We start from the raw sequence: 22,784 nt of genomic DNA on the forward strand, positions 1-22,784 counted from the left end.
GTGATTTGTATGAAGTGCAGGGATTCATCCTTCATTTTTTTGATAAAGAAAAAATTAAGCTGATTTCAAAGGGGTACGAACTAATTGAGATTGCTGAACTAGAAGAAGGAAGTATGCCGAAAAGGTTATTCTATGTGGTTCAACGTAAAACAAAGGGGTTATAGTCGTACCAAGTTGAATTAGATCTATTACGCTATCGGGTGTCATTAGTTGAATAAGCCTTATACTATAAGTAATCTTGACGAAATTCGAAATGGAGTAAACTGAGTGGATAGGACACCAATTACCATAAAAGTTCGAAATCAACCATTTAAAATTGAAGAAGGAAAGTGGTATGAGATTGAATTTAAAGAAGGCTACGAAATCGGTGAATCACCTTTGTTTAAGTGCAAAATTTTAGATTTATCCTTCGAAAGAGATGGCAAAGTGTTCTTTTTGGTATATGACAAAGACGAGGTAGAGGATTATCTATTATGTGATGATGAATTACGAAGCATAAGAAAGATACATGATTAACTCAATTTCTTCAACTATCGAGGATCAATAGTTAAGGAGTCATTGTCGTGGCTCCTTTTCTCGTTTTCAGCGATTGCGCAGTAATGTCAAACACACCACTAAAGGTACAGGAAATAATTGGTGTTTTACTATATAATTTAATGAGATTACGAAACGAGGTGAAAAAATGAAGTTAATTATCAAAATAATGAAGTTAGTTAGCTTATGTAGTTTATTTTTACTCGTGTTCTCTGGCTGTACCAATGAACGACTAGAAAAGAATATCGACAGGGAATCCATGATGGCAGGTATGAAGGAGATTCAAGGAGCAATTGAGTTTGTAAATAAGGATGAAACATCCGATGGGATAAGTTGTTCATACAAACTTAAAAATACTTCTCCTTTTTTAATCAGGCACAATGCGGCTTACCTTACTTTTGATATCATTCGTGAAGTTAATAAGAATATTAGAGGAAATACCTTTAAAATCGAAGGATTAGGAAACAGATTAGATATTAAGCCTAACGAAGAAGTCATTCTTCAATTCTTCGTTCCAAAAGAAATGGTTGAAGGGAACAAATTCATTGATGTTAACCAACCGAGGATGGAGTTACATATCTATTTTGATGAAGTTAAAACCGATAATTTTATAGAGGCTAGTTTTCCACTTCCCAAGTAATATTTAAAGAGCTTTGGAGCTTATGTTATTGAACGGAGATCGATAGCGAAATGATGTGGTTGCTCCGGTAACCATTTTTTATTTGCTGCGCTTACTAGCAGTATTTGAGGAGTAACTCTTTTAATCACAAAAATACTATAAACCCTTATGGATTGAAGTGTTCATTTAAGGAGGTAGCTTTGGTTGAAGATAGTCAGTAATAAAGGGATTGTAATAGTAGGTATGTGCGTTATTGTTTTATTGATTAGTTATTTTTTCTTCTTTGGAAATTCAACTTCTCAAATGACAAAAAGTATTGGCATGGCTGGTATGGTCATTGAGGAGAAACACCACCATATTGAACCAGGACAATATTTTGAAATGTGGGTTATCGGGTACAACGCTTATGAAAAGGAAGAAAACCGAGAGCGTTATAAAATTTTTATTGAGGAATCAATGGTTTACAACCTCATTGAAGAAGGTGAAGAGTATATGGTTTCTGCCTCATCATTCAGAGAAGATGAAGAATTTGGTTATGTTTATCGATTAGAGCAAATAAGCAACCAGGAAAAGTATCAATTGGCAGGTAAGGGGCGTATTAAGTAATTTTTTAACTCATAGGGATTGATTGTTGATAAGTAGTTCTTTAGAGGTGCTCTATGCTTTAGTTTTGAAGTGTAAGGGTATATTAGCAATTAACTTTACGATAATTCTATTAGCAGAATTTCGTTGGGGGTGTAAAACATGCAACAGGGATTGTTGTTTTTGCTGTTTATTATTTCTATTGGTATCGTGAGTTTTATATTTATTCTAAAAGAGATTAAGGGTAAGGCAGTTATTGAAATTATTGGTTTCTCCATTCTTCTGGTGTTGACAGGTTTTGCTATAAATGAATTGCATGATTATAAACATCTAGGGGATACCTTTACTTTATTCGAAGGCATATATTTCGCATTAGGGCGGTTGTTAATTGTTATAGGTTTGCTGACTGGAATTGTAGGATTTTTATCTAAAAGTAATTAGTTTAACTTATTTTAAAAAGTATTGGTTGAGTGTTAAATCTTTTTTAAAACGCCATGATTAAAGAACGTCATGGTGTTTTACTTTTTAAGGAGAATCTTTATGGAATACATAGTAATATTTACCGCTATATTGCCTGCCCTTATACTAATCTATCTTCTGTCTATAAATAAAAAAAGAAGGAGATAGGAGTTAAGCCTAATTTTCACTTTAAATGGAGGTGTAGGATGAGAAAAATCGTTCTTATCCTATTGTGTCTAACGGAGTTGATTATTCTAAATGGCTGTTCGCAAGAAACGATTACGGATAACAATACGACTCAAAAACCGCCTATATATGATGGTGGTAGGCTTGCGAAGCATTTAAAAATTGTAGAAGTCTATCCTGATTCCATGCAACGTGATAGTGAGTTCCCCAAAAACGTAGTTGTAGATTTACGATTTGACCAAAACAAACAGCCTGTGGTATCGCCTAAAGAAAAGGAGATTGCAAGAGGGGATTTAGTTTACTTGGAAATTCCGAAGGAAGTGGCAAATAAAGTGGCTTCTGGGAATGATGGAGACCATGTGGCGAGAGTCATTGGTCTGCCAGGAGAAGTTTTAGAAATTAAGAATGGTCAAGTCTAAATTAACAATTTACAATTAGATACATTTTATGGTCACGAATTTAGATGGGCAGGAAAAACAGCAGAAAAAGTAACGAATTATTCAATGGAAGCCATTATTATACCGGCTGACAGTTATTTTATTATAGGGGATAACTGGTGGAGAAGTCCTATTCATGAATCAATCCCAAAAGAGTATATAAAAGGGAAAGTCATTGGTTCTTTGAAGGAATAGGAAAGGTTTGGTGAGGCGTAGAAGTCGTGAATTCTATTTTTTCTTTTACGAGAAAAAAGCTTAATTTATTATGATTGCCAGAAGCAAATGGTCTAAAAATAGGATTCATAAAAAGGTAAACAAATTGGAACTGTTGGAACTTGGAGGAAGAATGAAAAATTCAATATTGGTACTTTTTCTGTTAGTTTTACTTTTTACCTCTAGTTGTTCGAATAAACTAAGTAATGAAGTGAGAAATTGTCCAGATGCGATAATTGATTATGTTCACGCGATAAAATGGAACGATATTAGCTACAATGCTAATTATGAAAGTGATACTTCTCAATTGCAAAAGGGAAATAAAGTCGGTGAAGTAGGATATATGTTGTCCGGTGATGCTTGTTCTGGCTACAGAATGAAAAATGGGGATGCCACTTTATTGCCGAAAGGGACAGAAATATTTGAAGTAAAGGGGTATCGTTCGGACTTTAGGTTGATGGCTGGAGAACATCTATACGAAGCGGATAATAATCCAAAAGCAACGAAGGTGGCAGATATATACGATATCTCTGGTAGAGTGGTCAAAGTTAGTTTTGAAAGCACCATAGATGGCAGCCACATTTCAGATTTTACATTGGATGCAAGCAAAGCTTTTATTGATGAATACCTTGGGCTTGATTATGTCGGCATGGAAGAAGTGTATAAGAAAAAGACCGGTGATAACAGGACATTCCTTCGAATTCATTTGAAGGACGGTACATCCTTAAGGGTTGTTTACTGGGTGGATGATAATATGATTACACCAGGGGCTTTTACGACTGAACGAATGAATCATATTGTAAACAGGGAAAGGGCAGCAATTAAAAGAGATGAAGCGAAATCAATTGTTCAGAGTTGACTAAAAAATGACTCTGTTAAATGTCATTGTTGATTTCCTTTATTCAACGGGAGGTTAGTATAAGGAAATTAATGACCGATTTAAAAGAGATATCAGAGAGGAGAGTTGATTTTTGTTGAGGACGATGTTCTTCTTTGCAGTAATAATGTTTATTTTAACAGGGTGTTCAAAACCTGAAAAAGTAGAGCAAAAAGTGATTAATTTTGAAGCGGATAGAGCGGAAAATTTAGCATTTGAGAATGGGTCAGGAAATGTGACGGTAATATATGATAAACAGAGAGATTTACTACACATTGCTGTTTTAGCAAATGAGTTGAATACTCAAGAAGTTTACGGAATATCGCTTTGGTTTGACGAACATGGGATACATAATTTTGGTCCCGACATAAGTACAATTGAAGTACGTCTGGGCAATTATGTAGATGGCAAGTTCCAACCTTCTTCTAAGGGTGAAATGTATGTTCTAATGTATTCGAGTGCAGCTGAGGCATTAAAGGCGAATGAGTTGAGATTAAGGATTGAAGACGGGAATAGCAAAGAAATCATGCGAACCGCCCCGTTTGCACTTAAAAAGAAATAAAGTTAGCTTCGGAGCAGTTCATCATGGCATTTACAGCTTGTTAGGTTGATAAACAGAATTCTAGAAAACAAAAAAGCGAAGTTTAAAGGCGAATTTGAAATAAATAACTTTGATGAAATGAAAGAATATTTAAAACAAACTTATTAGCATAGAACTAACGGAATTCGTTAACTTTGGAGAAAGCTAAAGGGAGGTGCCGTGTGGAATACCAGAAAATGATTAGATACATTATTTTCACATTATTATTATTCACTGGAATATTTACTGGTAATGCATATTTGGAGGAAGTCCAAAGAAAAGCATCTGAGACCTATTCATAAGGTATAGTTCTTATCCCCGCTACAATGGTTCCAATATTAATTGGTATTATCTTAGGTTTAGACACACTCTTTTCTCAAATTCAAAAACAAGGAAAATGGACTATCAAGTGGGAAAAGGTTCTATTTGTTGGTATTCCATTTTCAATTTTTGCATTTGCCAATCTCCTATACTTTTGGAACTTATTACTGGTACCTACATCTTGGTTGCCGAAGCCACCGTTTATTCAAATCATGGGATTGGTATTTGGATACGTTGTTATGACAAGTTTTCAAAGAAAGTAACTGAGAAGTATGTAGTCAACACTGTTGAAATAACGGGAATCTATAGTCTTACAAGGAAAATGGTTGCGTACTCGCAACCATTCTTTTGGAAGTTTTAAGTAAAATTTGGGCTTAGAGTAACTATGCAATTTTTACGTTGATTAATACCAAAAATTGTTAAGGTAATTTCTTTTTATTATCGTCAACATAAGATAATTCCTTAACATCCTTCTCTGAAGGTAAGTCCTTTTCATCATAACCTTCGTTATTTTCTAATTGCTGTAGATTACTTTCGAGTTCTTTACGTTTTTCTTGATAGAGTCGGAGGTATTCTTCCTTGTTTTCTTCGTATTCTCGCCAATCGATATCAACAGGTTCCTGTTCAGAACCACAAAGTTTGCACTTATAACGTGAAGGGATAAGAAAAGGCAACCACACAAGAAATAGCCCGTAAGGAACGAAAAAGATTAACAACAGGATAAGAATGACCTTAAGGGGAATTCGATTATTTACCTCAATCACATCACTTTTACAGCTGGAACAAATCTTCATGCATTTCTCCTCTCAGCTTTGCTATTCTTGCTTATTATTCAAGCTTATATTAAGGAATTTCTTTATTCCCCTTCTTTCTGATTGCTTCCTGTGCTAAATGTACATCTTCTGGTTTTACCTTAATTTTTATGGTTGGTGAAACGTAACCCATTTGCATTTGGAGTTGTACCGGAGCATTTCCCTCAATTTCTTGGTCAAAACGAATACCTTCTTCAGTAAGTATACGTTGAATCCTCATAGACTCACCAGCATCATTAGTAAGGTGAATCACGACTTTTCGCTTTCCGAACAACTCTTTAAGTAAAGTAACGATGTTAAACATATTTCACCTCCTATTTCATACAAGATACTTAATTAAGGAGTACAGGACGGGAGGTAAAGAGAGAAAAAAGAGAAATTTATATAGTATAGGTTCTTCCTCTTCATCGTCATCATCCACAGGTTTGTAGTGCTTTATTTGCTTCGTAGGGAGGTGGCTCATTGTATAATTTGTTCGGGTATGTACTCCAAGAGAGCCACCATAGATAAAAAGCGCAAGCAGAAATAAACATAAGGCTACTGTTGACACTTTATTTGGAAGTAAGAAAACTAATAGTACGGTTAATATGCTTCCAGCCAGTAGCGGAATCCAAATTTTCTTCATAAGAACCTCCTGGATATAAAATTACACGAACAAGAGGTGTAGGAGATATGCAACTCCCAAAGAAAGCAATCCTGCAAAGATTAATATGACACGATAGGGTTTTCCTCTTTCATCGTTTTCCACATTGTAATCCCTCTCTAATTTGCGATAAAGATGCTCATCTGGGGGTGCCCAGTTTGGTGCTATGGGGCGACTTCCATAGAAGAATAACTTGTGTAATGGGAGAGATGTCAAAATGAGGAGCAAACCGAAACCAAAGCCCCATTTAGCCACAAATCCTCCGTCAATTTGTTTGTTTATAGCCAAGGATATGATAGCAAAAAAGAAGTATAACGCTATGGTTATTGCTATCGACCACTTGAACTTTATATACATAGTGACCTCCGAGCTGGTTTATACTTCATTTACGTTTAAAAATAACAAATGTTTCAAATTGTAGTTAAAGCAATTAATATTGCTCATCTAATAAGGTACGGTAACTTTAGGAAAGCTAACACTAAAACTAAAATGATGGTGATTTATGTACAAGATTACAATTCTTTGTAGTTTATTTTTTTTAGTTTGCCAAACGGCATTTGCAACAATTTTTATACCTGCCCCAACTATTTTGGTGGAAGGTATTGAAATACCTACAAAACGTGGTTCGTATTCGTGGGTTGAAGAATTTCCCAAAGTAAAGAAATTAAATATGATTCATAGCCATTCAGAAAACACACCGCAATTAATTGCCGATGTTCGACCTACTGTTTGATAACTCTTTTAAAGTACCAACAGAGAAAGGCATTCATATTTATGAGCTGACCGCTTCTTGGTCTTTTGTTGACCAAAAACATCTTGGTTCCAAAGAAGGCAAAACCATTCATTATGGTACTCATTATGTATTTGCTATTGAAGTGAAATAACCCTTTTTGAGTAACTACCTGAGTTCTGGCTTATATATGGCTGCTTCGGCAGCTATTAATTGTTAAAGTTGCTTTTGGGAGGATTGTATGAAAAGAATCATTTTGTTTTGCTTTGTCCTAATATTATTTGTTTGTGGTTTTTCTGCTGAAACCGAAAAGGAAATCATTAAAAATATCAATCATTCTCTAGAAATCCTAATGTTTGCTTCAAACGCTCCTAATACTTCATCAAATCCATGCGATTACATTAGGGCAAATCAAGAGGCATTCGACTATATCGTATCTCAAGGGGATACGACACTAAATTATTTTCTAGAAGAATTTAAGCATGGTAAAGAAAGTGGATTACGGGAATTTATCATGGCTTTGGCTTGTATACAGATTTTAGGGGATAAGAATCCTGTTAAGCAGTGGGGTAATGGTAGGGAATGGTACAATTTGTACATTAAGAGCACTAACCAAACCAACCGGAGTGGATAGCTAAAATGAAAAATAGTGTTTTCATCAAGTAGCTCAAAGAGGCGTAAAACACACACAATATAGGTATCTTAACAGCGTTCCTGCTGTCCAAATGATGGCAGGATTTTTTTGCATGTCCATTAATAATCAACCATATACATTCTACGAAAGAAAGGGGGTCAAATGAATTGAGTGAAGGTGGATTTGTAATTTTAGTTGGAACGCTTATTTTGTTAATTTTGGTGATTATTCGTTTGAAGAAATATGTTCACTACTTTCCTCCTAACTCTGAACTGGGCGCAGAAGGTCAATTTGATACTGATGTAAAAGATAGTCATTCTGATTTTGATTTCTTTTATGGTGATGGAGATGATGGGGGTGGTGATGGTGATTAACTATTTAGGTCACAAGTATTATCCTACTGTCCTTGCGATGGTAGGATTTATTTTTGGAACATTTCTGAGGGCATGTCTTAATACAGATTACAGATACATAAATTATAAAGAGATGGTAATCAAGGGGGGTTGTATCTGAAAAGAACATTAGTGTTTATTGGACTTTTTTACATGTTCACTTTTATTTTAGGTTGTGAAAAAGAAAGTAACCAACCAATATTTGGGCACTCAATTAAGTATGTGTATACTATAGCCTGGAATGAAATTATTTATGGTTTGACAAATGAAACTGTTTCAGAAACAAAATTAGGAAACGTTATTGGAGAAATCAAGTATGGTAGCATAGATTGCAATGTACCAGAGTGTGCTCCCCCTCCATTTAAACAGGGAGGTAAGATTAGAGAAATAAAAGGGGTAGACCAAAATAAAGCTCTAGCCGTAGAAACTAAAGGTAATGATGGATATTACAAAATTGAGTACTATAGACCATTAGAATAACTAGCATTCCAAGTGTCAACATTTTTTGCTTTTTATCAATTCCACAGACACACTCCTGTTAATAAATATTGGCTTTAGAAAAGCTAAGAAAATTAAGGGTTTTGGAATCGTTATCGAAATTGTATCCAGGGGTACCACAAGTATCTTTATATTGAAAAGGTCATATATATTAACTATTATAATAGGCTTGTACCATCCATGATTTTGAATGGAGGTAATAGATGAAAATAGTAGCCATAATATTAATGGTATCGGTCCTACTTGTAGGATGTTCTAAGGAAATCAATACCCAACCCATCAGTGCAACAAAACAAGATGGTGATTTTAAGGTTACGCTGTACGCTGATAATGCTGTATACCACAAGGATAAAAAGATTAATGTGTGGGCTAATTTGCTCTATAATGGTAAAAAGGAAAGTATTACTGTATGGCATAGTAAACCATTGCTTGCATTTTCCATCAAAGATGATAATGGTTTATTCAAAAAGCATAAATTTTTCTTTGATGCTATAGGAATGTCCACAAATATAAAAAAGGGTATTGCTTATAATCAGAATTATGTAAAAAAAGGTGGTTGGAATGGGTCTGACCCTAATGCTGATTTTTATGATAAATTTTACTCTGAACCTAACCTTTACCTTCCAGTTGGTAAATATACAATTGCTATAGGTGCATTTTTTGAAATAAAAGGAAATCCAGAAGAAAAATTTGAAATTATAGCTGAACTACCAATTCAAGTAGTTAAGTAAAAAGGTATCCCGGATACCTTTTTACATTGTCCATGAACTGCACTATTATTTAATTGTAGTTTTTTATTTCCTCTATTTACCTATTTTACATCACCCTTTCCTATTAGATAATAGACGTACAAATCTAAGAGGATGGTAACTACTCACATGGGTAATCGTAAAATTAGAAACAATATTCTTATTCTAGCTGTCTGCACCATTTTTGGATGGATTGTACTAAATAATATTTATTTATATACCCCATTTAATTTTACTAGTGACAAAGTTACTCGTGGAGATTGGTACTGGTATAAAAATCCTGTAACCATTAATATTTCTCAATATAATAAAGAGAATAAAGTGGAGGAAATAACTATTAGCGATAAATTAGAAGTTAAAATGTTCCTAAAAGAGTTAAAGATGGGGAAGGAGATTCAAAATTATCAAGTACCAACCAGTATTAAACTTGATGAACAATATTTCGTTGTATTGCTATCTGGTAATTCAGTTCTTTTTAGTGCAATTGGTATTACGAAGGACAATGTACTGGCACTTAATCATATAAATTCAGAAGCAGTATCTATTCAATTAACTGAATCATTAAAAGGATACATATCAAAAAAACTTTCACAGACAAAGTCTGTTCAATGATTTTTAAAAATGAAGTAAATCAATAATTAAAGGTATACCCATTCATGGTATGCCTTTTGGCTTTGTTCATTGTTTTTAACTTGATGGGCAAAATAACCATGAATGGAGGGATGTTATGAAAAGGTTCTTCATCATGGGAATAATTGCTTTAATGTGTATTACAGTTTTACCTGTCCAAGCTGAAAGGCAACAACAAACAAATAGCAATCCAGAGTTTAAATACTCATACAGATATGAATTGCTTAAACAGTTTGATGAAAAGCCTATCCAACAGGTATTAGAACAGGGGATTTCACTTCGCTTTATGGTCAACCTTGACAATAAAAAGTGGCAAAGACCAAGTTATTCAAGTGTATGGAATGATGAATGGTTCAAGGATAAAAAATTAAACGAACGAGTTGCTGAATACGCTTCACATAGACTTTTTAAAGTGCCAATAGGTGCTTCGCATAGTTCTACCTTTTATGCACCATTAGGTTTGCCAAATGAAGAACATAAAGCAACTATACCAAGACTTGAAATGTTTCACAGTAATGAAGGTTTTTATGTTCTCAATGCAAGGGTTAAAGAGATAAAGAGATTATGGGAGCAAGTGGTTATTGTAGCAGAACCAACGAGAACAGGTTATCAAGAAATATGGATTGAAAGAAGAAAGTTGCCTTCTGACAAAATGTTAATCCACTTGGTAACACCAGATGGATATGAGATTGATAATTTACCAATAGCACAAGTAGAGGAGTAAGGTATGCCCATTATGGTATGCCTTATTTTTTCTCATGAAACTGTACTCCAACTTGGTAGTTTAATCCAATTCCGCTTAAGGTAATAATATGATACCCTTGAAGTACAATGAATAGGGTGATGTGATTAGAATGAAAAAGTTTTATATCATAGGATTTTCATTATTTGTTTTAATATTTGTTTCCCCAATATTCCTATTTGATGATGAAGTAAAACACTTATATTTATTACCTAATGGTTATACAGGTTGGGTAGAAATCACCTACACACAGTATGAATATCCTCCTTTGACAGAAGAACAAAATAATAGTCTGTTTTATAAAAGTCAAACTATTATCAGCATAAATGTTCCAAAAACAGGAGTTGTAAAGACTTCTAGTGAGTTTAAAGCAGGATTGATGGAATTTTATTATGTAGATAGTAAAGGTAACGGACAAAGGATTGGTCAAAATCCTGAAATGATTCATGGATTTTCTGTTGGTGACCATGAAGTCCATCATGCAGATGGAAAGGTAGAAAAATTCCCAACTGTTGAGCGTTTTTTTGTTGGAACAGAGCAACAGTGGGAACAAGAAGTTAAGAAATTAAAAGAGAATGAAACTTAGAGGGGGTACCTATTATGGTATGCCTTTTTCTATTTGATGGGCAATCTAACCTTGAGATGATTTTATTATGTGGTTCAAACTTCTTTTGGCATTGTTAATGACCATTAGCATTTACATAACTGGTTACGCTTCCTGTATTGAATTTGATATTGAGGAAGCACTGAAAAATGATGAAGCAATTTTTGCAGGGAAGGTCAGGATACAACCACAGGTAATAAAGATTGATAAAGGAACTAAGCTATTATCTAAAGCAAATATAGACTTGGATTTTTTTGGTGAAAGTAAAAAGTCAGTAGAAAAATGAAATAAGAGCAATTTCTCTTTTCTTGTTCCACTAAGAGAAGGATAGTCAACTTTATATGTAGAATTTTCCTGTTATGAAACTAGCTTGGATGAAGACCGAGTTGAGATACTAGTGATAATTAGAATAGAGAGTGTGAGTGTGATAAATATGTTGATTAAATTATATGTTTATACATGGTTTGGAGAACGATTTGTGAAAGAAATAGTTCTGCTAACGGGATTCGATAGTACGGGGACAGGAAGAGCACCCTGCTGCGGCAACTGGAAGAATAGATGGAAAGAAAACAGATGAAGCTACTGCTATTTTATTATTATGGATTCAGTGACGGAAAGGAGTACCGATGGATTTACTAATATATCTTCTCTACTCTAGTTGGCATGTATGGATACCTTTTTTAATAATCGTTCCAGTTATTGTCTATTACTACATCGGAGATAAAAAAAGAAAAGAATAGCGTTAAAACACTCACTTTACTTAACTCCCTTGATTCAATTTCGTTTCGAACGAATGTTTCGTTCTTTGTTGGTGAAAATGGTTCAGGGAAATCAACGCTTCTTGAAGCAATTGCTTATCAGTGTGGCTTTAACACTGCGGGTGGGGGCAGAAATAACAATTATGATGTAGAGGCTTCCCAATCTTCACTAGGAGATGCTATCCGTCTTTCTTGGCTTCCTAAGATCACGAATGGCTTTTTCTTAAGGGCAGAAACATTTTATCATTTTGCCTCATATCGACAGCATGCCGGAAAGCTTAAAATATTATGGTGGAAAATCATTACACCAACAGTCACACGGAGAAGCGTTCCTTAATCGTTTCGGCAAAAAGGCAATCTATTTGCTGGATGAGCCAGAAGCTGCATTGTCTCCCGCAAGGCAATTGGCGTTACTACGGGTTATCAAAGATCTAGATAAAGAAGCACAATTCATCATAGCTACGCATTCCCCTATTTTATTGGTTACCCGGAAGCGCAAATTTTAAATTTCGATACTCAGCCAATTAGTGAAATCGGTTATGAGGATACGCTTCATTATGTGGTCACGAGAAGATTTCTTGAAAACAGGCAATCAGTTCTTAAAGAATTATTTAACGACTGATTGAGCTAACAGTGATTGATAGCAGGGGATCGCGACAGCTTTCCTCTGCTGTTTTGCTTTGCTAACGGGCAGCATTCCTGTAATGAAGGTATTCTTGATGGCGAGATAGAATTGAAGTGGAAAAATGTCCCTCCCAATCCGAAAGGAGATAATCATGAACAAAGAAGAACTCGGCAAGTTATATCCTATAACAATTGTACCGTTTGACTTAAATTGAGCTTTACATTTTGAAAATGAAAAACAATTAATTTCAAATATCCTTGGTTCAGATATAGCGTTTGAGAATAGAACATATAGGAAGTACGGCTGTACCAAATTTATCGGCAAAGCCTACAATTGATATTCTAGTGGAGATTCCAAAAGCAAGTGAAGTTAGGAATTTGATAATTGACAAGATGAGTCAAAATAAATACATACACATGTAGGAACCGAATTAATCATTTGATGTTTATTAAAAGGTATTCCCCTACTGGATTAGAAAAAGAATCTTTCCATATTGAGTTGATTGCCAAATACACATAGTTCGTGATTATTTTTTTCACGATACCATCTTAAAAGACAAAATATGGGGTGTTCATACGAAAACATACAATAAGAGAATGTAATTTCGGAGAGTGATAAAATATGAAGAAGTCCATTGGAAATTTGGAAGCTAAGCTGAGAAAGTGCGAGTCTGACACACCACATGTTCTTGGGCAGGCTTCACTCTTATTAAGGGAGGGGTAAAAATGCTAAAAAGAATATTTGATCTGTTAGAGCGAATGAAAACATCAGAGGAATTTCACGGCTTAAGAGCATTAATTGTCATTATATTATTGGTCATGGGTTTTCAGTATTTTGCTGAAGATAAGTTTCGATGGGATACTATCTTTTTATACGCCGCGTCTATCTGGATGGGTTATGTTGTAGTGTTCGCTTGCTCATGGGGGTGGAAAAATGCGAAAGCCACAAAGGAAAATACATGCAACATTAGAAGTGAAATTTCAAAATTTATTGATGATTACAACCACAATTTAGATCAGGATGCAGTTTATAAAATGGCGTTAGTACCTGATGAAAAAAACTCCCGTTACGAACTAACTATTGATCCTGACCCTTATAAAGTAAGTATTATGGCAGAAACATATCTTAGTATTCTTTATAAATTTCAACATGTTGAAAAATCAAAAATGATCGATACCCTTCTTAAGATCCAACAAAACGCAGAAAGAGTCCATTCCATTAATCAATCCAAAAAGATTGTTGTTGAACTATAGGGAGATCGATTGTTCGATAAGTTGGGCTGCATCCGGCAGTCCTTTTTTGTTCATTAAGGCTATCCAATCCAAGCAGGGTAGCTTTTTTCTAATAAAGTGATTTTATGATTAATTGGTAAAAATATGTAACCTTTTAAGCAGTTATGCGTCTTACAGACAGGAGGTGGAAATGTGAAAACAAATATATTTAAACTAAAGAAATTGGTATTATTGGTTGGAGTATTAGGGTTAATGAATAGTGTAATAACAGGTTGTAGCCAAAATGAAAAGGCAAGTGCAGATGAATTATCGCCTATTGAACAAGGCAATATTGATTTGCGTTCAAAGATGTGGGATTCCATTGATTATTATCAAACTCTCAAAGGAAGTTTTAAGACTTCATCTAAGCGATTGGGAGGAAACGAGCAGATTGTTGAATTTCAAGTTAGAGAAGGTAGTATCCCTTCAAGCTATGTAAAAATAAACAATGGTAATGGCATTGTCATGGAACAACAATTTGATGGTCAATACTTAGTGAACAAAGAAAATGGACAAGTAATCATGGTTACTCAAGCACAACAATATAATTATGATAAACCTAAACAACGCTTTGATGAGAGAGGATGGTGGGGTAAGCAAAAGGTTTATAATAAACGCTTTGACCCTGCTCATGTTGGATTTGCAGAAATGGTTACCTTCCCTCAAGATGTTGCTATGGGGGTTATGGAGGATACATCAAAATGGTCTATCACAGGTTCAGAAACATTACTAGGCAGAACAGCAAAGATTGTAGAAGGTGAACTACCTGCGTCTTATCAACAAAAACATGGGGCAACCTCATTTAAGGCTTGGGTGGATAGCCAAACAGGGGTATTGTTGAAATTCCAAGAGTATGATGAAAATGGAAAGGTAATGGAAAACATGGAAGTAACTGAAATTGAATTTGATAGTCAGCTTGAAACATCATCCTTCTTCATTCCAAATGACCTTATTAAATTTTATGGTTCTGAATATCATAAGCGTTGATTTCATAAGCAGGGAATTGTTCTCTGCTTTTCTCTTTAAATGAAAGAGCAATTTTATGTAGGGGAGAAAACATAGTGGACAAAAACAATTTACAGTTGAAATCAATCGAAAAACTTATACAGTTAGAAAAAGAACTTAAACAACAGGGTTTGTCTTTGGATAGAAATTTATCGCTAATAATTGAAAATCAAACATTTAGATATGAAACTACTCCTTATGATGTTATAACCTTTGCAAGTACAGGTGGAGATGGAATACACTTTGGTTTCCTTACTGATTTTGGTACTGTCAAGAATTTAGAGGAAACATATATAGTATGTGTTAGTCCAATGAGGTATCCCCAACATATAAAAGTAGTTGCAAGAAATATTAGGGAATTTATTGCTGTAGTCTGCACACTAAAGTCAGCTATGGTTATTGAAAACTTCACCTTCTTTACAGAAGAAAAACAATATCAAAAACTAATTGATGATTGGGATGAAATCAGTTCAGAATTTAAGCTAAATGCTTTATATGTCAGCGATAGATTAAAACAGGAATTTGGGGTACAGGAATTGAGCAATCTGTATACATATGTAGATGGGGTATTAACTGAAAGAGCAAATAGAACCATACTTCCCACATTGGATGGCATAGGGATTGTAAGTATTTCAAAACAGAGTGATAGCCATAAAGTGTTTCCATTAAGCAAAGATGTAATTCCAAGTTATCAAGATGTACTTGATTTCTTTGAAGGGGCAACATTAGAAAGTAAATTAGCTTTCATTAGAGATTCACAATATACGCTTCTTATTGATAGTGACTATGACATGAGGGAACTTGTAATTGAAGAAATGCTCAAAATTGGGTTGCATGATGAAGTGGATAAATTGACTGAATATTAATTTAAATAAAACATGGAATTTATCGAGAGGTAAGAAACAGGTATGTATATCAATTTTACATTAATTAATTGGATGGAATGATAGAGATGAAAAGGATTCGAACTACAATACTCGCTTTAATGGTGATATATATTATCGCTTTGTTTAGCTATAACACAACACCAATTGTTTCAGTAGATACAGCATACGAAATTGCAAGAAATAATACACCACTAGATGAAGGTTATCACGTCAGTATGATGGGTGCGACTAGAAAGTGGTCTTTCGCCTTTCTCAATCACCCAATGTATGAAATTAGTGTACTTACAGTTTATGATAAGCCATGGGAACAAAAGGAAGACAAGTGGTTTCTCCTTAATATTGATTCATGGACAGGTGAAGTAATCAATATTGAACCAGACAAAAAGCGTCATTTTGATTAATGTATCCTGTTAATTGTCACACTAATTTTAATGACTTTAGATCAAAGAGTTTTTGATAGGGATCACCGCACCATAAATGAAAGTATTCAATGTTAGATAGGCCGGCTATTGTACCAATAAAGTATTAGGAAGATTATGGTACAATAATAAAAAACGAATCCATCACCATTGAAAAAATAACTAGAAACCCGACAACGGAGGAACTCTTATGCGACGTAGGTTGATAATTGTCAGTAGCATTGTAGCTCTTACTTTGTCTCTAGGAAGTGCTTACGCATTTAACCAAGTGCCGCAGGACGACGCAAATACTATACCAACCTATAACAAAACTGCCTGAATATGTTTTAAAAGGGAATGACAATGCAGAAAATCGTGCAAAGGTCGTTGATATTGATTCAAAAATTGACCAAGCTAAATTAAAAGATCAAAATGCTCAACTGAAAAAGAAAGAGCTTATGACTTTACGGGAGTTTGCGCAATTGGTCGGCGAGAAAGCAGAAGACTTCCCAGAAATTGCACCGGATAGACTTCTATGGGTTATCCAAGTTTACTACCCGAACGGTTATGACCACCATAAGGTGGGACTAATTAAAAATGCCATGTTTACTCAATCTTATGACGCGATCACAGGTGAATATTTAGGTCAAGATATTAAACAAGTGCAAATTGTCATCTCCAAAAACATTTAGATGGTTAGGATCGTCTAATTATTAGCTAACCATCTAAGGGGGAGGTATTTGTATTGAATCGTCAGTTAGTGGTTTTTCTCATATTAGTTATACTGTTGGGGTGTAGTCAAACGCAAGTTTCTGAGCATAATCCAAATGATGATCAAAACACTAAAATCGATACCTTTGAAACTGAAGCGAGTCATATAATTCAGGTCTTTGAAACGAACTTTGCACTTCCTTTAAAGAAAAATGTGGAGCAATTTGCTTCTGAAAAAATAGATCAGGAAAAATATGTGCTAACTTTAAATCAGTTATCCAAAGAAATCGGTATTTGGCATAAAGATGTAAGACGTAAACTATTGATTTCGGATAAAGAAAAACCAGAGATAAAACAAAACATGAGACAAATAAAACAGAATATCTATAAACTGGGATATATGATAGATACTGCAACAAAAAGGTTACAATCTGATGCTCCCTTTTATAAAAAATATTACGCGAGTTCTTTAAGGGATGGAACCGGGCCTATTGAAGACATGACTATGGTTCTTAATACCATTAGTCAAGACCTCAAGGAATACAAAGAACTTCGAAAGAAGTATCCTGTTCAAGAATCTACAAACGATGATAAAAACAATATAATGCCTAAACAGATGCCACAGGACTTCGAGTTTTTGGTCAAATACGGAGTTGGAAACAAAAATATTTTAAACACATTTGAGGATACATTTACTAAAGACATGGTGGTTGATCCGGCAATCACGATCAACTTAAAACTTTCTCAAGAAGAAATGAAAACCATTTATGATGAAATGAGAAGAATCAATATTTTAGATTATCCTACCCGATTTGATCCTGAAAGTAACATTATTGAAACACCACATCAGAGCTACTACTTAAAAATCCAAATCAGTGGAGAACAAAAAGAAATTTATTGGGAACAGGGAATTTCATCAGGAGAAGATGAGGCTATAAAACTGAAGGAACTCATTGATTGGTATATAAGAGATGAAATCATCCAATCCCGACCTGAATACAAAAAGTTGCCGGAGCCTAGAGGTGGATATTCGTAAGTAAGCTAAATTTGAGTCAAATACAATATTTAAGTGTCGGTATTAGTACAACTAACATTTAAGATTTAGTTGTCTAATTATTCCACTAAAATTAAATATTTGCGTATAATTTGATCTGAAAAATACAATTATACTGGCTTTCGCGATTTCGTATAAATCCCTCGTTTTAGTCGAATTACGCGCGGAAAACAAAAAACGATAATCCACTGTGATTATCGCAGAATCGAATCCTATTAGTGAAATTAAGGTTACTCCTAAGCCACCTTAAAAACTTTAGGTTGCTTGTACAGATATAGCATGATAAATTGGGTTTAATTACCATGTAAGGAGGGATTGTATTGCTTATTCTATATAGGCTTATATTGCTCTATCTCATAATCATGTCTACTCCACAGGCTAACATAGGGATTTGGTATCTGGATATTACTCAAAAAATCACTTGTTTATTTTTGTTATCTACTTTACTTTACTGTGAATATAATTATCGAACTAATCAACTCAAGAAACAAGAAGTTAATGAAAACCCATAACGGGAATCACCTAAAAGGTGATTTTTTTATTCAACTTTTTTTTCTTCCAAAGAGCGAAGTAAGTGGATCGCGTATAATTCCATCGGCGAAATACAATTATACGCGGTTCATTCTTCTTCTTCTGAAAGGCAGTAATTCATTTTCGACCCACTTTTGAAATTTATAAAAACCCTTGTATTCATCCTTTACTTTAAAGAGCAATACTCCGTATACATCGTGTCTTACGAAACTGTTATCAAACAGCCCCTTATCTTGAAAATCATCAAAGAATACGTCATAAGTTCCTTCATTATTTCTGAAACCAATTGCTTCTATATCGTGACCATCTTTGTAGTAGCCTAAATGGAAGTGTTCATAATCGGGCATGATTACATCACCTCTACAATTTAATAAATAGTGATTTTATAACTTTATTGTAACACTTCGCATTATTTTTTACCGTAATCGCGTATAAATACCGCGTAGTAGTCGAATTACACGCGGAAATAAAAAGGACCTAATTTCACCAAAAATGTGGAATTAGGCGCAATGTGTTAATTCACTATCGATTCCCGTTACTTCAATAACATTTTCAGGAAAAAGCCGTCGGTGTGATATCAAGGCAAAAAGTTAACAAACTAATTTGTTTAAAAATAAGCTGTTGGCTTAGAGGCGAAACGGGAGTGCTGGATAACAATTACTCAACGATTTCACCGAGTTAGGTTGCTTTCTTTGGTTCACCTAAGTCCTAAATTAAGAAAGATGGTGTTTGATCATTACGGTATATGATAACTAAATCCAAACCAACTAGAAAGGCACCCGTACCGGTCATAAAGGTATAGGTCAGTTTCTAATTTATGGTATAATTATAATAGCCAATATATGGAATAATCTGAGTGTATGAACGGGTAGGTGAAGAATATGGATCAATTTTTCTCCAATGTGTTTCACAATGCACCAATCGGTATGTGTGTATCTGATATGGATGGGCGCTGGATTCAAGTGAATCCTGCATTTTGTAGATTACTTGGGTATACAGAAGAGGAAGTATTAAACATGACTTTTAAAGATATTACCTATCCCGATGATCTGGGAGTTTACTCCATTGGTTACAAACAGTTAGTTGAGGGGAAGGTAGGCTCTTTTGAAGTGGAGAAACGGTACATACATAAATCTCAGAAAATCATTTGGGTAACTTTAAGCGTGTCGTTAGTTCGGGATCAAAGCGGTGTACCTTCCCATCAAATTGTACAGATCACGGATATTACGGAGAAGAAGGTAAACGAGGAACTAATGATTAACTCAGAAAAGCTTTCCGTGGTAGGAGAATTAGCTGCTGGAATCGCCCATGAGATCCGGAATCCATTGACCAGTCTGCGCGGGTTTTTACAACTTTTTAAATCTAGGGATACTGCTGATACAACCTATTTCGATGTGATGCTCTCAGAGATTGATAGAATCAACGAGATCGTAAGTGAAATGTTAGTATTGGCTAAACCTTCAAAAGAAACTTTTATACTCGATAGTGTTCCGGACAAATTAAATGACGTCGTAAAATTGCTTGAAGGAGAAGCGAACCTTCGTAATGTGGTGATCAGGAAGGACTACGATCATCATTTACCTTTAATCCCTTGTCAAAGTTCTTTGAAACAAGTTTTTATCAACCTTTTAAAGAATGCGATGGAATCCATGCCACATGGTGGAAAAATATTCATTCAAGCAAAGGGAATAGATGATCAAATATGTATTCGATTTATAGATCAGGGAGGGGGCATACCTCAAGATCAATTATCGAAGATCGGGCATCCATTCTTCACAACAAAAAAAACAGGAACAGGCTTAGGGTTAATGGTTAGCCAGCGTATCATCCAAAATCATAAGGGAACTATGAGAATTGAAAGTGAAGTAGGAAGAGGTACTACTGTTGAGATTTTATTACCGGTTGACTGAAGTTAAAAGCACCCAGACCGACAAGGTACAGGGTGCTTTTTTACAAACTTTATCACTTTTTTTGATATGGAAATTTATAAAATCGTGCTTTTCTCAGGTTCCCTTATTGCGGATAACTGCCCGAGAGTTGAATAACAGTTTGCGTATAATTACCGCGTATAACTCTCCTTCTATGCGGTAAGAAACCTTTATTTGAAAAGGATTAAAGGTGAAATCGCTTATTAACGAGCAAAAAATTCCGCGTGTAATTATTTAACGGCACTTTTTCCACCGAAAAAAGTTTTAATGTAACACGAGAGATATTGGTTACATGGCGATGAGTCTACGGATAAATATTTTCCGTACACATAAAAAAGGAGCTTAATTCGCTCCTTGAAAGTGGTTAACATTGGGATTTTTTAATTGTTTTCTAACGTAGTTTTAAATTCGATGGATTTCATCTGAAAAATTTTTTGTTTATACTCGTATTCGATCTCGAATGATCCAATAGAAGCTGCCGGACTAGCCGAAGCATCCATAAAAGCATATAATTTGTTATTTTTGACTTCATACCAAATTTGTCGCCCAAAACCTACATCCTGATATAAATTAATAAACTTACCAACACTGACTCTGGATGTCTTCCCTCTAACAGTGATCTCAGCAATTTCTTTCCCTTTAGGGCCATAAATTCTGGATTGTATATGTTTCATGCCTATGATTAGCGGATCTTCGATGAGACGCTCCCCCCACCAGTATTCGTTTATAAACACATGAGCTTCTTGTTCTAAAAAACCCGATCCATGACCATGAGTGAGAATAATAATAACGTCTTTTTTTCCATCCCCCGAAAGATCCTCATAAATAATTTGGGGTGCATAAGAAGGGTTGTCTGAGTTTTTCCAATCCCTCCATGTTTTCATATCTTGAATTTCAACATTAAAATTTACCCAATTACCTCTACGTTTATCATGTTCTGCATACAACTTAACCCCAGCTTCTTTGTGTTCTGCAACAATCGTTTTGCCTTCCGCTTCATATGGATTTAAGGCCCGAGATGACTATGATAAATATGGTAATTTTATAGAAAGCGAAATTCGATACCTAGTACACATTATTGATTGGAATGGCTATCAAACCAATAATAAAACAAAGTTTATAGAGGGAAAGAACAGAAAAATGAATAAACCTTTAACTATTCTTGCTCCCGAAAAACCACCAAAAGGTATTGAATTTGATGAATGGAAGCAGTTATCCGTACCGGAGAAGGAACAGGTTAAAAGTCATGTTTTAGATGCTATAAAATTATTGGATGAGACACCTTCAATAGAAAAAGAAGTTTTTAAATTAGTAGGAGAAAGCGAACATTGGAAGGCTGAGATCAACTTCAATCTTTTAAGTGATAATCAAATAGCAACTGATACATTTGTTACTTTTCGAAGGGACACGACACTACCGAAACAAATACACTTTGCGTATCCCATAGAATCGCCAATTGGAAAAGGAATAAGTAAAGCTTATGGCTCAAAAAAATCAAAAATACCCAATAAATTCCATTTTTATATATCAGGTAATGCTGATATATCGAATAAGACTACTACATTAGGAAGAAAACATAGCATTGGAGGAAATCCAAAAGATATTGACCAGTTTATTTTTTACTTAAAAGAAAAGTTTAGTGAAGGTGCATTTATGAAAGTTTCATGGGAAGAACATGGGAAAGTTGTTGAGGAATTTATTCCTCTCGTTAACGATGAACGGAGAGTACCAATTAACAAGCCACAAACACGGATAGGGACAGGTAATATAGACATTCCTGAAAAAATTCGCACTCAATGGGAAGAAGCTAAAAGCAAGCCTAATGAAACAACAATCTTGCAGCATAATGGTAACTGGTATATTCATCCCAAAAAGGGATACCTCGTGGATGAAATTAAAGTGAATGGACGTGAAGGGATAGTTATTTTGGCAAAGGCTTCTACTCCTAAAGCAGAAGGGACTTTCCCAGCTTTAGCAGAGGGTTATAACCTTGATTCACTTACAGAAGGTAAAACAACAGACTAACAAGAACATAGTCCTTAAAAAACATTCGTATTGTGCTAACGGACATCAATACTTCCAAAAGGCTGCATTCGTTGGCTTGTAGGGCATGAACTCGGTACCGGACTCATGCCTTTTAATTTTGTCTTGATTCGTTTCTGATTATAGTATTCTATATATTTTTCTAGTTCTTGCTTAAAATCGAAACCAACTAAATGAAGGTGAGTTGATTCAATTGAATTCTGAAGACCAACTAGTTATGACAAACCATATTTAACAATTGGGATTAAATAAGCAAACGGGGCCTAATTATAGAAGTCTTTATAGGTTAACAATCCCAGTTTAGTCTAATTGCACGTTTTTGTTGTATTGG

Annotated in this window: 33 protein-coding genes and 2 pseudogenes; 28 read left to right on the top strand and 7 right to left on the bottom strand. The window is 34.7% G+C overall.

Annotation, left to right across the window (positions count from 1 at the left end):
• Window positions 1–267: 267 nt before the first annotated feature.
• From ABLT31_RS35070 to ABLT31_RS35105, 8 genes are all read left to right on the top strand, one after another.
• The gene (locus ABLT31_RS35070) at window positions 268–516 is read left to right on the top strand and encodes a hypothetical protein (protein ID WP_367760295.1); all 249 of its coding nucleotides are present in this window, start codon (window positions 268–270) and stop codon (window positions 514–516) included.
• A gap of 166 nt (window positions 517–682) precedes the next feature.
• Complete coding sequence (locus ABLT31_RS35075) at window positions 683–1,174, top strand: hypothetical protein (RefSeq protein ID WP_367760296.1); 492 nt, start codon at window positions 683–685, stop codon at window positions 1,172–1,174.
• A gap of 183 nt (window positions 1,175–1,357) precedes the next feature.
• Window positions 1,358–1,759: a hypothetical protein gene (locus ABLT31_RS35080; protein WP_367760297.1), complete on the top strand. Its 402-nt coding sequence runs from the start codon at window positions 1,358–1,360 to the stop codon at window positions 1,757–1,759.
• 138 nt (window positions 1,760–1,897) lie between these two features.
• The gene (locus ABLT31_RS35085) at window positions 1,898–2,176 is read left to right on the top strand and encodes a hypothetical protein (RefSeq protein WP_367760298.1); all 279 of its coding nucleotides are present in this window, start codon (window positions 1,898–1,900) and stop codon (window positions 2,174–2,176) included.
• 224 nt (window positions 2,177–2,400) lie between these two features.
• Complete coding sequence (locus ABLT31_RS35090; protein WP_367760299.1) at window positions 2,401–2,799, top strand: S26 family signal peptidase; 399 nt, start codon at window positions 2,401–2,403, stop codon at window positions 2,797–2,799.
• Between the two features lie 84 nt (window positions 2,800–2,883).
• On the top strand, window positions 2,884–3,012 hold the full coding sequence (locus ABLT31_RS35095; RefSeq protein ID WP_367760300.1) for a hypothetical protein: 129 nt from the start codon (window positions 2,884–2,886) through the stop codon (window positions 3,010–3,012).
• Between the two features lie 70 nt (window positions 3,013–3,082).
• A complete protein-coding gene (locus ABLT31_RS35100; RefSeq protein WP_367760301.1) occupies window positions 3,083–3,889 on the top strand; it encodes a hypothetical protein in 807 nt (268 codons plus the stop codon).
• Window positions 3,890–4,001: 112 nt separating this feature from the next.
• Window positions 4,002–4,469, top strand: a complete 468-nt coding sequence (locus ABLT31_RS35105) for a hypothetical protein (RefSeq protein ID WP_367760302.1) — start codon at window positions 4,002–4,004, stop codon at window positions 4,467–4,469.
• A 758-nt stretch (window positions 4,470–5,227) separates the two neighbouring features.
• Here ABLT31_RS35105 and ABLT31_RS35110 read toward each other — a convergent pair.
• Genes ABLT31_RS35110 through ABLT31_RS35125 form a run of 4 tightly spaced genes read right to left on the bottom strand, consistent with a single transcriptional unit; the run spans window position 5,228 to window position 6,620 of the window.
• The gene (locus tag ABLT31_RS35110; RefSeq protein ID WP_367760303.1) at window positions 5,228–5,602 is read right to left on the bottom strand and encodes a hypothetical protein; all 375 of its coding nucleotides are present in this window, start codon (window positions 5,600–5,602) and stop codon (window positions 5,228–5,230) included.
• A gap of 49 nt (window positions 5,603–5,651) precedes the next feature.
• Window positions 5,652–5,924 carry a hypothetical protein gene (locus tag ABLT31_RS35115; protein WP_367760304.1) on the bottom strand — a complete coding sequence of 91 codons (273 nt, stop codon included), beginning with the start codon at window positions 5,922–5,924 and terminating at the stop codon, window positions 5,652–5,654.
• Window positions 5,925–5,939: 15 nt separating this feature from the next.
• Window positions 5,940–6,245 carry a hypothetical protein gene (locus ABLT31_RS35120; RefSeq protein WP_367760305.1) on the bottom strand — a complete coding sequence of 102 codons (306 nt, stop codon included), beginning with the start codon at window positions 6,243–6,245 and terminating at the stop codon, window positions 5,940–5,942.
• 21 nt (window positions 6,246–6,266) lie between these two features.
• The gene (locus ABLT31_RS35125) at window positions 6,267–6,620 is read right to left on the bottom strand and encodes a hypothetical protein (RefSeq protein ID WP_367760306.1); all 354 of its coding nucleotides are present in this window, start codon (window positions 6,618–6,620) and stop codon (window positions 6,267–6,269) included.
• Window positions 6,621–6,765: 145 nt separating this feature from the next.
• On the opposite strand from ABLT31_RS35125, the gene ABLT31_RS35130 reads away from it, so the two are divergent.
• The 18 genes and pseudogenes from ABLT31_RS35130 (at window position 6,766) to ABLT31_RS35215 (ending at window position 17,933) form a co-directional block, all read left to right on the top strand.
• A complete protein-coding gene (locus ABLT31_RS35130; RefSeq protein WP_367760307.1) occupies window positions 6,766–6,996 on the top strand; it encodes a hypothetical protein in 231 nt (76 codons plus the stop codon).
• Window positions 6,977–7,147: a hypothetical protein gene (locus ABLT31_RS35135; RefSeq protein ID WP_367760308.1), complete on the top strand. Its 171-nt coding sequence runs from the start codon at window positions 6,977–6,979 to the stop codon at window positions 7,145–7,147. Before ABLT31_RS35130 ends, ABLT31_RS35135 begins: the two co-directional genes overlap by 20 nt.
• Window positions 7,148–7,234: 87 nt before the next feature.
• Window positions 7,235–7,627 (top strand): hypothetical protein, encoded by a 393-nt coding sequence (locus tag ABLT31_RS35140; RefSeq protein ID WP_367760309.1) that lies wholly within the window; start codon window positions 7,235–7,237, stop codon window positions 7,625–7,627.
• A 167-nt stretch (window positions 7,628–7,794) separates the two neighbouring features.
• Complete coding sequence (locus tag ABLT31_RS35145; protein ID WP_367760310.1) at window positions 7,795–8,001, top strand: hypothetical protein; 207 nt, start codon at window positions 7,795–7,797, stop codon at window positions 7,999–8,001.
• 171 nt (window positions 8,002–8,172) lie between these two features.
• Window positions 8,173–8,499 carry a hypothetical protein gene (locus ABLT31_RS35150; RefSeq protein ID WP_367760311.1) on the top strand — a complete coding sequence of 109 codons (327 nt, stop codon included), beginning with the start codon at window positions 8,173–8,175 and terminating at the stop codon, window positions 8,497–8,499.
• Between the two features lie 221 nt (window positions 8,500–8,720).
• Window positions 8,721–9,248 (top strand): hypothetical protein, encoded by a 528-nt coding sequence (locus tag ABLT31_RS35155; RefSeq protein ID WP_367760312.1) that lies wholly within the window; start codon window positions 8,721–8,723, stop codon window positions 9,246–9,248.
• A 147-nt stretch (window positions 9,249–9,395) separates the two neighbouring features.
• Window positions 9,396–9,878 carry a hypothetical protein gene (locus ABLT31_RS35160; RefSeq protein ID WP_367760313.1) on the top strand — a complete coding sequence of 161 codons (483 nt, stop codon included), beginning with the start codon at window positions 9,396–9,398 and terminating at the stop codon, window positions 9,876–9,878.
• 115 nt (window positions 9,879–9,993) lie between these two features.
• Complete coding sequence (locus ABLT31_RS35165; protein WP_367760314.1) at window positions 9,994–10,620, top strand: hypothetical protein; 627 nt, start codon at window positions 9,994–9,996, stop codon at window positions 10,618–10,620.
• 130 nt (window positions 10,621–10,750) lie between these two features.
• Window positions 10,751–11,224: a DUF6843 domain-containing protein gene (locus ABLT31_RS35170; RefSeq protein WP_367760315.1), complete on the top strand. Its 474-nt coding sequence runs from the start codon at window positions 10,751–10,753 to the stop codon at window positions 11,222–11,224.
• An 85-nt stretch (window positions 11,225–11,309) separates the two neighbouring features.
• Window positions 11,310–11,528: a hypothetical protein gene (locus ABLT31_RS35175; RefSeq protein ID WP_367760316.1), complete on the top strand. Its 219-nt coding sequence runs from the start codon at window positions 11,310–11,312 to the stop codon at window positions 11,526–11,528.
• Between the two features lie 434 nt (window positions 11,529–11,962).
• Window positions 11,963–12,622: pseudogene (locus ABLT31_RS35180) on the top strand (AAA family ATPase).
• A gap of 278 nt (window positions 12,623–12,900) precedes the next feature.
• Window positions 12,901–13,047: a GrpB family protein gene (locus ABLT31_RS35185; protein WP_367760317.1), complete on the top strand. Its 147-nt coding sequence runs from the start codon at window positions 12,901–12,903 to the stop codon at window positions 13,045–13,047.
• Between the two features lie 303 nt (window positions 13,048–13,350).
• Complete coding sequence (locus ABLT31_RS35190) at window positions 13,351–13,878, top strand: hypothetical protein (RefSeq protein WP_367760318.1); 528 nt, start codon at window positions 13,351–13,353, stop codon at window positions 13,876–13,878.
• 171 nt (window positions 13,879–14,049) lie between these two features.
• Window positions 14,050–14,883, top strand: a complete 834-nt coding sequence (locus ABLT31_RS35195; protein WP_367760319.1) for a sigma-E factor regulatory protein RseB domain-containing protein — start codon at window positions 14,050–14,052, stop codon at window positions 14,881–14,883.
• A gap of 74 nt (window positions 14,884–14,957) precedes the next feature.
• Window positions 14,958–15,767: a hypothetical protein gene (locus ABLT31_RS35200; protein WP_367760320.1), complete on the top strand. Its 810-nt coding sequence runs from the start codon at window positions 14,958–14,960 to the stop codon at window positions 15,765–15,767.
• Window positions 15,768–15,853: 86 nt separating this feature from the next.
• Window positions 15,854–16,189 carry a hypothetical protein gene (locus ABLT31_RS35205; RefSeq protein ID WP_367760321.1) on the top strand — a complete coding sequence of 112 codons (336 nt, stop codon included), beginning with the start codon at window positions 15,854–15,856 and terminating at the stop codon, window positions 16,187–16,189.
• A 266-nt stretch (window positions 16,190–16,455) separates the two neighbouring features.
• The gene (locus ABLT31_RS35210) at window positions 16,456–16,878 is read left to right on the top strand and encodes a hypothetical protein (protein ID WP_367760322.1); all 423 of its coding nucleotides are present in this window, start codon (window positions 16,456–16,458) and stop codon (window positions 16,876–16,878) included.
• 53 nt (window positions 16,879–16,931) lie between these two features.
• Window positions 16,932–17,933 carry a hypothetical protein gene (locus ABLT31_RS35215; protein WP_367760323.1) on the top strand — a complete coding sequence of 334 codons (1,002 nt, stop codon included), beginning with the start codon at window positions 16,932–16,934 and terminating at the stop codon, window positions 17,931–17,933.
• Between the two features lie 626 nt (window positions 17,934–18,559).
• On the opposite strand, the gene ABLT31_RS35220 is transcribed toward ABLT31_RS35215, so the two are convergent.
• Window positions 18,560–18,829: a DUF3986 family protein gene (locus tag ABLT31_RS35220; protein ID WP_367760324.1), complete on the bottom strand. Its 270-nt coding sequence runs from the start codon at window positions 18,827–18,829 to the stop codon at window positions 18,560–18,562.
• A 534-nt stretch (window positions 18,830–19,363) separates the two neighbouring features.
• Between ABLT31_RS35220 and ABLT31_RS35225 the strand changes: the two genes are divergently transcribed.
• Entirely contained in the window at window positions 19,364–20,392 is a 1,029-nt protein-coding gene (locus ABLT31_RS35225; RefSeq protein ID WP_367760325.1) for an ATP-binding protein, read from the top strand.
• 398 nt (window positions 20,393–20,790) lie between these two features.
• Here ABLT31_RS35225 and ABLT31_RS35230 read toward each other — a convergent pair whose 3' ends face one another.
• Window positions 20,791–21,357, bottom strand: a complete 567-nt coding sequence (locus ABLT31_RS35230; RefSeq protein ID WP_367760326.1) for a hypothetical protein — start codon at window positions 21,355–21,357, stop codon at window positions 20,791–20,793.
• A 37-nt stretch (window positions 21,358–21,394) separates the two neighbouring features.
• Here ABLT31_RS35230 and ABLT31_RS35235 point away from each other — a divergent pair, with 37 nt between their 5' ends.
• Window positions 21,395–22,435, top strand: a complete 1,041-nt coding sequence (locus tag ABLT31_RS35235) for a hypothetical protein (RefSeq protein ID WP_367760327.1) — start codon at window positions 21,395–21,397, stop codon at window positions 22,433–22,435.
• Between the two features lie 35 nt (window positions 22,436–22,470).
• Here ABLT31_RS35235 and ABLT31_RS35240 read toward each other — a convergent pair.
• Window positions 22,471–22,611, bottom strand: a pseudogene (locus ABLT31_RS35240) (IS3 family transposase); the annotation flags it as partial.
• Window positions 22,612–22,784: the final 173 nt, after the last annotated feature.

Source organism: Ammoniphilus soli, from assembly GCF_040813775.1.